The organism is Heliobacterium chlorum, assembly GCF_014502795.1.
Classification (GTDB): Bacteria; Bacillota; Desulfitobacteriia; order Heliobacteriales; family Heliobacteriaceae; genus Heliobacterium; species Heliobacterium chlorum.
Genome location: NZ_JACVHF010000001.1, coordinates 142,848 through 158,304, shown reverse-complemented (window position 1 = coordinate 158,304; position 15,457 = coordinate 142,848). Strand labels below are relative to the sequence as shown.

Here is a 15,457-nt window from a genome sequence, read left to right as displayed (position 1 = left end):
ACCTACACTTTCTCCCGTACGTTGCTGCCGAACAGCCCCGACGGTTTGACAATCAAGATGATGATCAAGAGCGCAAAAGCGACGGCATCGCGGTACAAGGATTGTCCGTATCCGCTGACGAGCGCTTCGATAACCCCAAGAGAGATGCCGCCCACAAAGGCCCCGGGGATGACGCCGATACCACCTACAACGGCGGCAACGAAAGCTTTCAAACCAGGCATGATGCCCATGTAGGGGTTGATGGCATTATAGTAAATCCCCACCAAGACGCCTGCCGCCGCAGCCAATGCGGAACCGATCGCGAAGGTGGCAGAGATGGTGTTGTCTACGTTAATCCCCATCAGCATGGCAGCCTGCGTATCGTGGGAAACGGCACGCATCGCCTTGCCGGTCTTAGTCTTATGCACCACATATTGCAGCAAAAGCATCAGTAAGGTAGTGACCACCATGATGACTAACTGGCGGTTGGTGATGACCACAGCGCCGTTGAAAAAATGATACTGCACTTCGGGAAACACGTTGGGGAACGTTCTAATCTTCGCACCTAATGCCAATACGCCGCCGTTTTCCAAGAGAAAAGATACGCCGATGGCGGTGATGAGTACGGCGATTTTCGGTGAGTTACGCAGGCGGCGGTAAGCGAGACGTTCAATGACAACGCCTAAGATCGCACTGACCACCATTGATAAGACTAAAGCGGGAAGAAATCCCCATCCCTGGGTCGTCGCCCAAAACCCCACATAGGCACCCACCATGTATACATCTCCGTGCGCAAAGTTGATTAGGCGGATGATGCCGTAAACCATGGTATAGCCGAGTGCGATAAGAGCATAAATGCTACCCAGAGAGAGGCCGTTGATTAATTGTTGAATAAATACATCCACGTTTGTCAGCCCCTCCTCTTTGTTGAGTAAGAAGGGGGGAAGCCCCCCCTTCTGATTTACGGTTGAACTTTGTCTTTGAAGGTTTGTTTTCCGTCTTTCATTTCGATGATGGCTGCGGCTTTGATGGGGTTATGGAACTCGTCGTAGCTGATTTTACCGGTAACGGTTTGTACGTCTTTCGTGGCGGCCAGCGCTTCTTTGATTTTTTCAGCGTTCGGTTCACCAGCCCGCTTCAAGGCGTCGACGAGGATCAGGGCGCCGTCATAGCCGAGAACAGCCATGGAATCGGGAACTTCGTTGTATTTTTCTTTGTATTTCTTCACAAAATCTTGAACGATAGGGTCTTTGTCTTCCGAGGAGTAGTGGTTGGAGAAGAAGGTGTTGTTCAAGGCACCGGCGCCAGCGATTTCAACTAGTTTCGGTGAATCCCAACCGTCGCCGCCCATGACAGGAATGTTCATCCCTAGTTCGCGAGCTTGTTTAACGATTTTACCGACTTCCTCATAATAACCAGGAACATAGAGCACGTCGGGGTTGGTCGCACGGATTTTGGTCAGGATCGCTTTGAAGTCTTGGTCACCTGTTACATAGCCTTCATCAGCGACGATTTGGCCGCCTTTTTTCGTGAAGGCTTCCTTATAGAACTGGGCCAAGCCTTTCGCATAGGGTGCCTGGTTGTCTGTCAAAACAGCAGCCGTTTTTTTGTTTAAGTTGTTCAAGGAGAAGTTGGCCATCACCGTTCCTTGGAAGGGATCGATGAAGCAGGCTCGGAAGATGTAGTCATTGGTCTTGTTCGTCTTTTCATCGACGGTCACTTTCGGGTTTGTCGCTGAGGTAGAAAGGACGGGGATCTTCTTATCCATGGCCAATTGGACCATTCCCAAGGTATCGCCAGAGGTGGTGCAGCCGAGGATGGCGACAGCCTTTTCCTGGTTAATCAGTTTGGACGCCACGTTCGTCGACTCGGTTGCCTCTGATTTGTTATCTAAGGCGACGAATTTGATCTGCTTACCGTTGATACCGCCCTTGGCATTGACTTCATCAAAGACCAGTTGAGCGCCGTTGACGGCGGCCTTGCCGAAGGTGGCCTGCCCACCAGAGAGTTCAAAGTTACCGCCGATCACCCATGCATCGGCCGGTGCGGGATTGGCTGACGTTTTTTTGTCTCCCCCTCCAGAACATGCCGTCAGTAAGCTGGCAGAGAAAAGGAGGGAAACAACTGCTGCGATTCCTTTTTTCCACTTCATGCGAACGTAGACCTCCTCACTGATTGTTTATTTACCGGTTGGAATATGTCCTCAAGACCCGAAACCCTATGTAATCCTTCACCCCCTCGGACGCATTGGGTCTATGTCGGCAGTAAAGCGCCCTGAATACAAAAAGAAGGCCGGGCAATTTTGACGTCGTCAATTGACGGCGAACTTCATTGTCCGACCTCTATCCATTAACGGTTGGATTGCTAGAGAGTTAAGTGAGTCATTTTTATTTTACTGTCCTGCTCATGGACATGTCAATTTTATTTAGATTTGATTTTTTCGCTGACCACTTGTTTGCCGTCTTTTAATTCGATGATGACGATGTCTTTGACGGGGTCATGGTTTTCATTGAGAGTGAACTTACCGGTGATCGCCGGGAAGTCTTTTGTGGCAGCCAGGGCTTCTTTGATCTTTTCGGGATCGGTGCTGCCGGCCCGTTGGATCGCGTCGGCGAGCAGTCGGGCGCCGTCATAAGCGAGAGCAGCCAAGGCATCGGGAGTCTGGCCGTATTTTTCTTTGTAGGCTTTTACGAAAGATTGTACAGCCGGATCGGGATCTTCCGGGGTGTAGTGGTTCGTGAAGAAGCAGTTGTTCAGAACGTCTTTGCCAGCCACTTCGACCAGCTTCGGAGAATCCCAGCCGTCACCGCCGACAAAGGCAGCTTTGATGCCCAGTTCGCGAGCTTGTTTAACGATTTTTGCGACGACTTCATAGTAGGCAGGGAGATAAATTACGTCCGGTTCCTCGCTCTTGACTTTCGTCAAGATAGCCCGGTAGTCATTGTCATCTTTGTTAAAGGCTTCTTCGCTGACGATGGTACCACCGCCGGCTGTAAATCCTTCTTTGAAGAATTTAGCGAGACCTTTGGAGTATTCGTCAGCTTGGCTGACGAGGACGACAGCCTTTTTGCCTTTTTTCAGGCCGAATTCGGCAGCTGCTCTTCCTTGGAAGGAATCAAGGAAGCAAGCCCGGAAGACATATTCGTTGACTTTCTTCGTGTTCGGGTCGATCGTAACGTCAGGGTTGGTCGCTGTCGGAGTCAGGACAGGAACTTTCTTGGAGTTGACAACGGGAACCACGCCAAGGGTATTGCCGGAGGTGACCGGTCCGATGATGGCGCTGACTTTGTCTTGGGTGATCAGGCGAGTCGCTACGTTCATCGATTCGGTCTTATCGGATTTATTGTCATATTTGACAACTCGAATCTTTTTGCCGTTAATGCCGCCTTTGGCGTTGATCTCGTCAAATGCGATCATAGCTGCGTTCAATGATGATGTACCGTATGTAGCAACGTCCCCAGAGAGTTCGAAGTTGGCGCCGATGACAATTTCATTGCTGTCTTGTCCGGCTCCTGCCGTCGGCTTCGATTGACCGGAACAACCAGCCAACATTGCCAAGCTGAGAAAGAGGCCTATCCCTTTCAGCCATGTCTTTTTGACCATTTTTCTCCTCCTTTTTCTAAGAAACCAATCATTCATTGATGATTGTAAATCTTAAAACTAATTATAGAGTTCCATACTCTGTTCGTCAACAAGAAACAATGTCCTATATGCAAATACACTTCCTCTTTATTTTTTCAACCTATTTGTAAGAATTTTTTTATATTTTAATTTCAAGAAAAAGAGGCCTCTGGAGGTGATTTCCGAGGCCTCTTGATTATTCAATTGCTTGTTTTCGTTTACGCAATTGGGAGAAATTGCTCAACAGCCGAGCCGATTGGAGCAGCTTTTCGTTCTCAAGAATTTCCGTCCCGCCATCGGCGAGGATGGCTCCGTCCTGTAGGATGACGACTCGATCGGCCCAACTCCCGGCGAGATCGATATCATGAATCGCCATGATGATTGTTTTTCCCCGGCAGCTACAGTTCTGCAAGATTTGCATGACTTCATCCTGCCCTTGGGGATCGAGGTATGCCATAGGCTCGTCCAAGATGAGAATGTCCGGATCCATGACGAGCACGCCGGCGATGGCGACCCGTTTCTTTTGTCCGTAGCTGAGTTGATGCGGTGCGTATCCGGCTAAATCGAGACCTTGTACTGCGGCCAGGGCTGATTCCATCCTCTTTTCGACCTCATTCTCAGGGAGACCGAGATTTTGTGGTCCAAAGGCCACATCCTCGGCCACAGTTGCGCAGAATAACTGGTCGTCGGGGTCTTGAAAGACCAAACCCACTCTGCGGCGGATCTCTCGGGCCGTTTTTTCGGTCAGTGACAGATCATCGATTTGGACTTCCCCGCTCTGGGGGATAGTGAGTCCGCAAAGGTGATGAATCAGTGTCGATTTGCCGGCTCCGTTCGGACCGAGGAGAGCTACCTTCTGACCGGGCTCTATCTCCAGACGGATCTGGCGCAGGGCGTCGACCGGTCGATTTGACCCCGGATAGCGGTAGGATAGGTTTTTTACTTGCAATCTTCCGGCTGCCAGGCGACTTCCCTCCCTTTTTTGCCCCAATTGCCAAGTGGAATCCGTAGCGCTGTAGCCACGAGCTAGCATCGCTAGATAGACTCGTTCCGCCCGATCCATGGCTCGGAGCATCAACGTTCCCAAAAAGCCCGCGTAAACGGCTCGGACGCGGGGGTTTAGAATCCCTCCTTTTTCCTCGTAGCCGCGAGCTTTCCGTGCCCGTGACATCCGTCGCGCTTCATCCCGAAAGACTTCCACATAGCGCAGGATCAGTTCGGCCAGTTGGATAAAGAGAGCCGGGATGCGCAGTCGACGCAGGGCCTGAAAAAACTGGCTCTGGCTCATCGACGCCATGAGAACGGTCAAGGTGCTGATGGCAACGGCCACCCGCAATCCTAAGCGCAGTGCCTTCTGCAAGCCTTCGAGGGATAGATGAATGTTCCCTCCCCAGGGAGCCGTCCAAGCCCAGATGGTCTCTCCTGGGTACCAAAAGGGAAAGAGAAGTAAAGTAAGGCCCAAAAAGGGAATGAGCCAAGCCAACCGCGATAGGATGGTCCGGAAGCTGACACCGGAGAAAAATCCCAGGGACCACATCCCCAACAGCAGCGCCGTCAGTATGTATAGGTTTTCGATCAAGCCGATCGAGGCGATGAAAACAAAGGTAACCGCAACAGCTACATGGCGATAGCTGTTGCGGTTTTTTCCGAGGTGCTGCTGCCGGTTCAATCGCTGACTTCCTCTCCCTTTCGAGAATCTGCAGAGGGGCGGGCCATTTTTTTACCGACTAATGTTAATAGCCCAAAGGTGATTGCCGTACCGACGATACCGGCTGCGGCAGTGGCCAGTCCTTTATTTTTCAGGCCCGGAATGACATAGTCCGGGAAAATTCCTTCCAGTACTGATTCATCCGCCTTTTCGCTAAAGCCGTAATCTTCAGCGACTCGTTCCAATCCATCCGGCGAGGACGAGGCCCACGGTGAAAGGAAGGCGGCGATCGCCAGCGCGATGACGAGCAGGCCGATCCAGCGGCCCATGTTTTTCTTCCGTTCAACCATGAACATTCATCCCTCCTTTTATTGGAGCGATGTTCAGTTCTGGTTTCACCCGCAGCAGGTATTGGATGACAGCTACGGTGATCAGCCCTTCACCGATGCCGATCAGGCTGTGCCAGCCGACCATCGCGGGTAAGGCGAGGCTCAATGGCAGTGTGTTAGAAAAGGCGAGTTCAAATGCGGCGACTATGGACGCCAGGAAGACCGACATCCAGCTCCCCGCAAATAAGGCGGCCTTCTGCCCCCATGTTCCTGGCAACAGGAGGAGCAGGAGTCGATAGGTTCCGTATCCGGCCCATGTGCCGACGACAGCCATGTTCAAGATGTTAGCTCCTAAGGCGGTGATCCCTCCGTCTTGAAAAAAGAGACATTGTATGCCCAGTATAGTGGCCATGATGATCATCGTCGGCCAGGGTCCCAATACGACGGCAGCGAGCATGCTGCCTAACAAATGGCCTGATGTTCCGCCGGCGACGGGGAAGTTCACCATCTGCGCCGCAAAGATAAAGGCGCCCATCACGCCCATCCAGGGTACCTGCCGTTCATCGAGCTTTTTTTGAGTTTTCTTCGCAGCATAAGCCAAAGCGCCTCCACTTATGGCCGATGCTCCTATCCAGGTGGTGGGACTTAAAAAATGGTCGGGGATATGCAAAAGGGGCACTCCTTTCTTCCCATACAGCGTAAAAATACAGTATAGCTGCAAAAAGGCCACGACGTCAACAGAATGACCTCCTGCCGACCTTCGTGGCCTTGATGGGCTTCATGCCCATGATTTCTTTAATGGCGGTTGCTTACCAAATCGAATTCTTTTTATAGCTTCGACAAATCAAAGAAATTTCCTTCTTTGGGCAGCAAGGGGTTTACCGGAAAAAGTGCCGCTTCCGTCTCTACACCTACCGAGGGAGAACTAATCGGACCCGGATCTGGGTCCGGCCCGTCAAAGTCAGCGTTTTCCGGTCGATGGGGCAGTTCGATCACTCGCGATGCGATCGAAAGGGAGTCTTTTTTGCCCATCGCTGTTCGATATTCTTCCAGCAGATCACCGATGCCTTTGAACAAAGCCCGCTCCCCGTAGACGTAACGCATCATGCTCGGCACTTCTGCTTTGATCGTGGTGATGGTGATCTCTTTTCCCCGCTCTTCCAAGGCTTTCAACTGCTCAAAAACGGTATTGCGGATTTCGTCATCCGTGTTGCCCCAGCGAATGCGGGAACCTTTCATCCGCTCTTCTTCTTTTTCTTTTTTCCGGGGCCGGGTCCGCCGTTGAGCTGACGAGGACTGGCTCTCGCCGGAGACGACGGAGTTCGCCAAATTGGGGGCACTCTCCGACAGATCTGCTAAAATTCCCTGACCTACCCCTTGTGCGTAATCGGCGTTAGAAGGCATCGTTTCCAACCGTTCACGGATGGTTTGCAACTCTGACCGGACCGGCTCAAGGGCTTTTTGCATCATTTCTTCGGCCAGAGAAAAGGCGGCTTCGAGCGCTTGCCGGTAGCGGCGATACTCTTCGTCTAGTGTCTGTAAAGCTTTCTCCCTTGTGGCTAGATCCTGTAAGGAACCCATGTTAGAAAACCACCCTCCAAATTCGAATCACATCTCATTTTCAAAGTTCCGCTATGTGATTGCTTTATTTAGGAAATAGTATTAGCTTCTTTGCAATATTCAATACATTATGCAATCCCGAAATAGACAAAAGACCCCGGGAAAATTAAATTCCGGGGTCTTCAAAGACTATAGAACTTTGGGATAGAAACTTGTGGGTATAGACGTGGGGTTAAGCATCGTTATCTCTTCGACAAGAGTGGTTCAGCAAACGGTGACCCGGTACTCTCGCAGCCAGGAGTCGATCTGGGCTAGGTATGCGTACAATTGCGGTATGCCCATCAGTTGGCCAAACCAGGGTAAAGAAGTGGTGGCCGCTTCGGCCCGGGTCAGTGCTCTGACTTTTTCCACATCGATCAGCTTGAGCAAAGGCGACGATGGGTTATCGAGAATTTGGACTAGTTCTTCCCGAACCGCCGACGTATAGGCGGGATGGTGGGTTTTGGGATAGGGGCTTTTTTTGCGCCAGAGAACGTCTTCTGGAAGAATCCCCTGCAGTGCGCGCCGTAAGATCCCTTTTTCCCGGCCTTCACAAGTCTTCATAGACCAGGGGATGTTCCACACGTATTCGACGAGGCGGTGGTCACAGAAGGGAACCCGCACTTCCAGCCCTGTAGCCATGCTCATGCGGTCTTTGCGATCGAGCAGATTAGCCATAAACCAGTTGATATTCAGATAAAACATCTCCCGGCGGCGTGCTTCTTCCCGATCTTCACTGGGCAATCGCGGAACTTCAGCCAGTGTTTCTTCGTACCGGCGGCGAACGTAGGCTTCCGGTTGGATATACTCTTTGATCTCCGGAGCCAAGAGGCTTACCCGGTCGGCCAAACGGCGGGACCAGGGGAAGGTGTCGGCCCAGAGTGCCTCTTCCCGGTGAAACCAGGGATAGCCGCCGAAGACCTCATCGGCGCACTCCCCAGAAAGGGCTACTGTGGCTCCCTTTTTGATTTCACGGCAGAACAAATACAAGGATGAGTCTACGTCAGCCATCCCCGGCAGATCCCGGGCTCGCAGGGATACCTTCAACGCCTCCACCAACTGGGGCGTATCGACGACCACGGGATGGTGGACCGTTCCGAGGTATTCTGTCATGCGTTGAATCCAAGGTGCATCGGCGTTCGGCTGAAAATCACTCGGTGTAAAGTAGCGATCATTGTCCTGATAGTCTACGGAATAGGTGTGTAACGTACCGAGGTGATTTCGGCGGTAATAGTTGGCGGCGATCGCCGAGAGGGCGCTCGAATCGAGGCCGCCGGAGAGGAGTGTACATACGGGGACATCGGAGACCAGCTGACGCTCCACCGCATCGAGGAGCAGATCTCGCACTGTTTCGGTGGTTTTTTCGAGGTCATCCTGATGAGGCCGGCTTACGAGAGACCAGTATTGGCGTGTACGGGCACCTTGGCGATCGATTCGCATGGCACAGCCGGGACGAACTTCCGCTATGCCCTTCAGCACACCATGACCCGGTGTCCGTGCCGGCCCTAATGCGAAGATTTCCCCCAATCCCTCGGCATCCAACTGGGCAGGTATATCCGGATGGGCCAAGAGCGCTTTCAGTTCGGAGGCGAAGAAAAAGGCGCTGCCTCGTTGGGCGTAAAAGAGCGGTTTGACACCCATGCGGTCACGAGCTAAAAAGAGACTTTGTTCCGCTTCGTTCCAGACGGCGAAGGCGTAGATCCCGTTGAAACGTTCTACACAAGCCTCCCCCCACTCGATAAAAGCGACGAGTAGCACCTCCGTATCGGAATGAGAACGGAAAGAATGGCCTTTCGACTTCAGTTCTTCCCGCAGTTCTGCCGCGTTGTACAGTTCGCCGTTGTAGGCCAGTACATACTTGCGCTCTCCTGCTTGCCGGATCATAGGTTGAACGCCGCCAACAGGGTCGATCACGATCAAACGGCGATGGCCGATCAGGGCTTGCGGTGATATCCAGACGCCTGATGCATCAGGTCCCCGGTGAGTGAGCGTTTCCACCATGCTGTGCAAGACCGGCCCCCGTTGAGAGAGATCCCCTTCCCAATCGATCCAACCAACGATTCCACACATGTCTATCGCCTCTCTTTCTTGGGATTGATTTTCATTTTCAATTTATTTGATGCCATTGTATGCTGCTTGCCGTTCAGATGTTCTATCGGGTAGCCTTGCATGAATATGCAAAGAATGACGGAATGTGCCTGTCCGGGGGTCCGTGGGTTATCTCTTCGGCCGAATCAATGTAAAAAGCCTTCGCGTGAGGCAGAGTTACCTCTCGCGAAGGCTTATCCTTTTTACCTTACGGTCATGTCACTATAGAACTCTTGATGCTATAACGCTTCGTTGTTCTCCGCCGCAGGCCCTGTCCATCTAGACTTCACTCTCTGCCACCGCATGCCGAGTTTACCTTTCCATTCATCCATAATCGTATAGACGACGGGGATGATGATGAGCGTGAAAAAGGTCGATGTAATTAATCCACCGATCAAGACCCAAGCCATGCTCGAGCGGCTTTCACTGCCTTCGGTTAAGGCGAGTGCGGAAGGCATCATGCCAAAGATCATCGTGATCGTCGTCATGATGATCGGCCGAAGGCGGGTTCGGCCAGCTTCCACCAGGGCTTCCCGCAATGTGCGCCCCTGTTCCAGCAAGGTGTGGGTATAATCGATGAGCAAAGTGCCGTTTTTGGCGACGAGGCCATCCATCATGATGATGCCGATGAAGGAAAAGATGTTGAGCGAGTTTCTCGCTATGGCCAACGCGAAGAGGGCGCCGGCGATGCCTAGCGGCAAAGAGAGCATCCGGATAAAGGGGGTCATGTAAGACTCATAGAGCATGACGAGCACCATGTAGACGAGCACGATCGATAAAAGCAATGCAGCCACCAGTTCTGTGAAGGATTCCTGCATGTTTTGGGCCGAGCCAGTGAATTTGTAGGAAACGCCGCGCGGGAGGCCTTTTTGCTTGATCTCCTTATCGACGTCTTTGAGGAAATCGTCTAAAACTCGTCCCTGCAAACCGGCGTTGATGGTGATCGTTCGCTGACGGTCGGAACGGCGGATTTCCGTCGGTCCGGAGCCGATGCTGATTTTCGCCACCTGTTGAAGCTGTATGACCTTTCCGTCACTTGTGGCCAGGTTTACACTGCGGAGTGCATCAAGTTCGGATTTATTCAAACCGGTCATCTTTACGGTAACGTCAACCTCTTTATCGCCTTGGCGATATTCTGTAGCCACGTTGCCATTGAGGGATGCACGGAGGGTTTCGGAAACTTCTTTCACCGATATACCGTAGTAGGCCGCTTTCAACCGGTCGATTTGGACTTTTACCTCAGGTTGGCCGACTCGCCAGTTGGTATCCACATCCCGGCTGCCGGGAGTTTGAGCGACGATGTCCTTAATCTTCTCGGAGGCTTCCAACAGCGCCTGGTGATCGGAACTGGAAATCTCAATCGCAACCGTTCCTCCAGAACTGGAATGCATGCTGTCGCTTTCAGCGACAGTAACTCTTCCATAAGGGAACGTCTTCGACCAATCGCGGATCTGCTCCGATACTTCCCAGATCGATCGGTCACGATCCTTTTTGTTCACCAGGGAAACACCGACACGGCCGATATTGGAACCGGTAGAGCTCATCCCGATTCCACCGGAAGAGCCGATGGCTGTTTGAAAGTAGCGGACCTCCGGGACAGTTTGGATGTAAGCTTCCACTTCTTTTAATGCCTGGTCTGTTTTCTGTATCGGTGTACCAATCGGCAATTCTACGTTTACCTGTAAGTCCCCCTGATCGGATTGGGGAGAAAACTCCATCCCGATGAGCTTTAAGGGAATCAACGCTACCGCTAACAAAAAGACGGCTAGGGCTGCTGTCAAAACGGTTTTTCGGTGGCCGAAGGACCAGTCCAAGACACGCAGATAAGTGTCCCGGAATTTGCAGGCAAAGTGATCGATAGGGATGAAAAAGCGCTGCAAGGCTTTGCGCACGCCTTTATACCAGGAAACGCCAGCCAGCGGGTGCATCTGCTCTCCTTCTCCCATAGGCCTTAAGAGTCGAGATGCGAGCAATGGCGTGAGGGTAAAGGACACGAATAAAGACATGAGTGTGGCGAAGACGACAGTCAAGCCGAACTGTCGGAAAAACTGGCCCACCATCCCCCCCATGAAGGCGATAGGTGCAAAGACGACGATGTCAGAGGCGGTGATAGCGATAGCAGCGAGTCCAATTTCGGAACGGCCGTCCAGAGCCGCCCTTTTCGGACTTTTCCCCATGGCGAGGTGGCGATAGATATTTTCCAAGACGACGATGGAGTCGTCTACTAGGATCCCGATACACATGGCCATACCCATGAGGGACATGACGTTGAAGGTAAAGCCGGCGAAGTACATCCCCGCCAGGGTGGAGATGAGCGACGTGGGGATGGCGATCAAGACCGATACCATCGACCGCCAATCGCGGAGGAAAAAGAGCAAGGCGAAGCTGGTGGAGAGGATGCCTTCAATGATGCTGGAACGGGTTCCCCCGACGGAGAGGCGTATGTAGTTCGAAAAGTCCCGGGCGATGACGAGCTGAGAACCTTCCGGAAGGTCTGCTTTGATGTTCTCCAGTTCTTTTTTCAACCGGTCCCCTACATCGACGAGGCTGGCGTCGGATTGTTTAAACACCATGATCGCGAGGGCCGGTTCGCCGTTTAAACGAGCATACTCGCGAATTTCTTTATATCCGTCTTTCACGTCGGCGATGTGCCGTAAGGGGATGTTGCTACCGTTAGCTGTGGGAATTTCCAGGTTCTTAATTTCTTCGACGCTGCGGAATTCACCGAGAACGCGGACCATGTATTCCCTGTCGGGACGATCGAGGCGTCCCGAAGGTTCGTTCAAGTTTTCCTGTTCAAGCCGCCGGATCACTTGATTGATGGACAATCCGTACATCTGGAGCTTGGTCTTGTCGATATTGATGGTGATCTCCCGTTCCTGTCCGCCGGTGATCGTCACATCAGAAACGCCGTTGACTTTTTGCAGCCGTTCTTTGATCACGTCTTTAGCGATGTCAAAGGTCTCATAAAGGGGACGAGGGGCGCTGAAGGAGATGGAAGCGACAGGGGTTGCGTTCATATCCCGTTTGATCACGACCGGGTCCGAAACATCATCGGGGAGGCGGCCCTTGACGCTGTCCACTTTTTTCTGAACATCGATGGCTGCCTGGTCCGCATTCGCCGTCAATTCAAACTCTAATAGTACGTTTCCCCGGCCTTCATTGGCTACGGAAGTGATCTTCTTTAAATGGGGCAGCGAAGAGAGGCCGTCTTCCAGCGGCTTGATGACTTGGGTCTCCATCTCTTCCGCACCGGCACCGTCGTAGGATACAGATACAGTCACGAAAGGCGTATTCAAAGCCGGGTACAGCTCCACACCGATGCTCCGGTAGCTGTATAGACCGATCACCACAAAGAAGAGCACGACCATCGTCATCATGGCGGGCCGTTTGAGAGCGAGTTCAGTTAAACGCAAAAGCATTCCTCCCGGTTTATTTACATGCGAATCCGGACTGACTGGTCGGTGTAAACCCTATTATAACATAGGGAGTTGGAAGAAAGATTACCCCTTCGAGGGATGAAATTCAATGATGACGAGGGTTTTATGGATCGACGTCGAAATAAAGCTAGATATCGATTGCCCAAGCGAACGTTCTATGGAAAGGATACTGCTGATGAGCCTTACTACAGAAACCCCATCATCTCGACAGCTTTTGATGGGAAATGAAGCTATCGCCTGGGGAGCGATTGAGGCGGGTGTTCGCGTCGTCGCCGCCTACCCCGGGACTCCCTCTACCGAAGTGACCGAACATATCATTCAGCACGCCGCTGATTATGGCATATATGCCGAATGGTCCGTCAATGAGAAGGTGGCCCTTGAAACAGCGATAGCCGCATCCTGGGCTGGCGCTCGCGCCATGGCTTGTATGAAGCAAGTCGGCCTGAATGTGGCCTCCGATCCCTTGATGACGCTGGCTTATCTCGGCACCAAAGGCGGTCTGGTCCTGGTGGTGGCCGATGACCCGGGTCCGCACAGTTCTCAGACGGAACAGGACACACGGCTCTTTGCCCGCTTTGCCAAGCTTCCCGTTCTCGACCCTTCGACGCCGGCTGAAGCTCGGGAAATGACGAAACTGGCCTTCGAACTGTCCGAGTCCTTAAAGGTTCCCGTCATCTTGCGCCCAACGACGCGGACGGCCCATGTTTGTCAGGATGTGGAGTTCAGTCCCCCTCCCCGTCCGGCCATACCTCTTCCTCCTCTTCATTTTGAGCGGGATCCGAATTGGGCCATCCTACCTACTTTATCGGCTAAAAAGCATCGCTGGTTAAACGCTTGTCAAAAAGATATGGGCCGCTGGTTTGTAGAAAAAGGACTGAACCGGGTTGTGCCTGGATGCAGCGACGCTGATACAGTTTCGGTCGGTATCGTGACCGGCGGTGTCTCTTACAATTATGTGCAGGAAGCCTTAGCGAATCTCGGAGTATCCCTGCCCGTATACAAGGTGGGCGGTCCCACTCCTTTACCGGCTGAGGATGTGCTCGACTACCTGCAAGGCAAGCAGGCGGTGCTCATCGTGGAGGAACAGGAGCCGGTCATCGAGGAGCAACTGACGGTGGCGGCCTTCCACCGCGGCATGCAAATTCCCTTTTTCGGCAAGTTATCGGGCCACCTCCCCCGCGAGGGCGAATTCAACACGAATACGGTACAGGCAGCGTTGCGGCGGTACTTTGCGGAAGTACTGCCCGAACTCAGCCTGCCGGAAGTGCCGGCAGCGCAGGCTGGCCTGACAGATATCCCCGCTCCTCCCCTGCGGACGCCGATCCTCTGCGCCGGCTGCCCTCACCGCAACTCTTTCTACGCCTTCAAACAGGCCCTGAAAAGACAGGATGCTCTATTCACTGGCGATATCGGCTGTTATACCTTAGGTGTAATGCCTCCCTTGCGGGCGGCTGATACCATCGTCTGTATGGGTGCATCGGTAGCAATGGCCGCTGGTTTTGACCGAGTAGAACCGGATCGCCCCCATATTGCTTTTTTAGGCGATTCTACCTTTTTCCACTCCGGCATCCCGCCGTTGATCAACGCCGTCTACAATCAGGCTCGCATGACCCTGGTCGTCTTGGACAACCGTACCACTGCCATGACGGGCCATCAGCCCCATCCGGGTCTCGGCTGGAAAGGCAAGCAGGAACCGGCTCCTTACATCGATATTGCCGCCATCGCTCAGGCTTGCGGCGTCGAATGGATTCGCACCGTCGACCCTTATGACTTACCCTCCATGATCTCTGCGGCAAAAGAGGCTGTGGAGTACCCTGGTGTATCGGTCATCATCGCCCGGCGGGACTGCATCAGCATCGCCAAACGTCAGATCCCCCACCAGATCGATCATGCAGCTTGCCGCCGTTGCGGCCTTTGTATCCGTCAGTTTGGCTGTCCCGCATTATTTGAAGCGCCTCTCACGGAGGAGGAACGGCAAGAAGGACGGAAAAGCGGTGCTGTGCGCATCGCCCGGGAAAAATGTTTCGGCTGCGGCGCCTGTGCCCAAGTCTGCCCCTGGGATGCCATTTCTCCGGAGGTGCAACGATGAAGACCTTCAATCTAGTGATCACCGGTGTCGGCGGGCAAGGTGGCGTGCTGGCCTCCCGCGTTTTTGCCGAGGCTTCCCTCGCCGCCGGATATGAAGTGCGAACTTCCGAGACGATCGGCATGGCCCAGCGGGAAGGTTCCGTGATCAGCCATGTCCGCATCGGCGAGAAACTGCAAGGGGCGTTAATCCCCGAAGGCACAGCCGATCTTTTAGTCAGCCTGGAACTGTCGGAAAGTCTGAAAGGCTGGTCGAAACTATCCCCCCAAGGACAGGCCGTCATCAACAGACATACGATCATCCCGCCGGCCGTAGGACTGGGACTGACTCAGTACCCAGAAGCGGAGATTGTGGCCTTTCTTCAGTCCCAGGGAAACCGAGTCCGTCTCTTTGATGCGACCTCGGCTGCCATCGACGCGGGAACCGCTCGAGCCACAAATATGGTCATGCTCGGTGCTCTGTCCACCTTGCCGAATCTGCCCGTAAGCGCCGACATGCTTTGGCAGGCTGCCGAAAGAATTCTTCCTCCCCGCCTGCATGAGGTAAACCGAAAGGCCTTTTTGGCCGGCCAAGCCTTAGGGGCTTGTCCGCAAGCGACCCCTCTGGTATCTTAAAGAGAAGAAGTTTTCCCACCCCGGAGACGGCCATCGAGCCGAGCCGAGAGGTT

Annotated in this window: 11 protein-coding genes; 2 read left to right on the top strand and 9 right to left on the bottom strand. The window is 53.2% G+C overall.

The annotated features are described in order from the left end of the window. Positions 1-2 precede the first annotated feature (2 nt). The 9 genes from H1S01_RS00765 to H1S01_RS00725 form a co-directional block, all read right to left on the bottom strand. Complete coding sequence (locus H1S01_RS00765) at positions 3-884, bottom strand: branched-chain amino acid ABC transporter permease (protein ID WP_170291750.1); 882 nt, start codon at positions 882-884, stop codon at positions 3-5. Between the two features lie 56 nt (positions 885-940). Further along, positions 941-2,131 (bottom strand): ABC transporter substrate-binding protein, encoded by a 1,191-nt coding sequence (locus H1S01_RS00760; RefSeq protein WP_188038220.1) that lies wholly within the window; start codon positions 2,129-2,131, stop codon positions 941-943. Positions 2,132-2,400: 269 nt separating this feature from the next. Next, positions 2,401-3,582 (bottom strand): ABC transporter substrate-binding protein, encoded by a 1,182-nt coding sequence (locus tag H1S01_RS00755; RefSeq protein WP_188038219.1) that lies wholly within the window; start codon positions 3,580-3,582, stop codon positions 2,401-2,403. 214 nt (positions 3,583-3,796) lie between these two features. Next, positions 3,797-5,269, bottom strand: coding sequence for a cobalt ECF transporter T component CbiQ (gene cbiQ / locus H1S01_RS00750; RefSeq protein WP_188038218.1), 1,473 nt, complete (start codon positions 5,267-5,269; stop codon positions 3,797-3,799). Then, on the bottom strand, positions 5,266-5,598 hold the full coding sequence (locus H1S01_RS00745; protein ID WP_243236868.1) for a PDGLE domain-containing protein: 333 nt from the start codon (positions 5,596-5,598) through the stop codon (positions 5,266-5,268). The genes cbiQ and H1S01_RS00745 overlap by 4 nt, the downstream gene beginning before the upstream one ends. Beyond that, positions 5,591-6,247 (bottom strand): energy-coupling factor ABC transporter permease, encoded by a 657-nt coding sequence (locus H1S01_RS00740; protein ID WP_188038217.1) that lies wholly within the window; start codon positions 6,245-6,247, stop codon positions 5,591-5,593. The genes H1S01_RS00745 and H1S01_RS00740 overlap by 8 nt, the downstream gene beginning before the upstream one ends. A gap of 158 nt (positions 6,248-6,405) precedes the next feature. Further along, the gene (locus tag H1S01_RS00735) at positions 6,406-7,158 is read right to left on the bottom strand and encodes a hypothetical protein (protein ID WP_188038216.1); all 753 of its coding nucleotides are present in this window, start codon (positions 7,156-7,158) and stop codon (positions 6,406-6,408) included. 243 nt (positions 7,159-7,401) lie between these two features. Continuing rightward, on the bottom strand, positions 7,402-9,246 hold the full coding sequence (gene asnB / locus H1S01_RS00730) for an asparagine synthase (glutamine-hydrolyzing) (RefSeq protein WP_188038215.1): 1,845 nt from the start codon (positions 9,244-9,246) through the stop codon (positions 7,402-7,404). Positions 9,247-9,503: 257 nt separating this feature from the next. Next, on the bottom strand, positions 9,504-12,680 hold the full coding sequence (locus H1S01_RS00725) for an efflux RND transporter permease subunit (protein ID WP_188038214.1): 3,177 nt from the start codon (positions 12,678-12,680) through the stop codon (positions 9,504-9,506). Between the two features lie 112 nt (positions 12,681-12,792). On the opposite strand from H1S01_RS00725, the gene iorA reads away from it, so the two are divergent. Together iorA and H1S01_RS00715 are read left to right on the top strand one after the other, a co-directional pair. Beyond that, positions 12,793-14,793 carry an indolepyruvate ferredoxin oxidoreductase subunit alpha gene (gene iorA / locus H1S01_RS00720; RefSeq protein WP_341479002.1) on the top strand — a complete coding sequence of 667 codons (2,001 nt, stop codon included), beginning with the start codon at positions 12,793-12,795 and terminating at the stop codon, positions 14,791-14,793. Further along, complete coding sequence (locus H1S01_RS00715; protein WP_188038213.1) at positions 14,790-15,404, top strand: indolepyruvate oxidoreductase subunit beta; 615 nt, start codon at positions 14,790-14,792, stop codon at positions 15,402-15,404. Before iorA ends, H1S01_RS00715 begins: the two co-directional genes overlap by 4 nt. Positions 15,405-15,457: the final 53 nt, after the last annotated feature.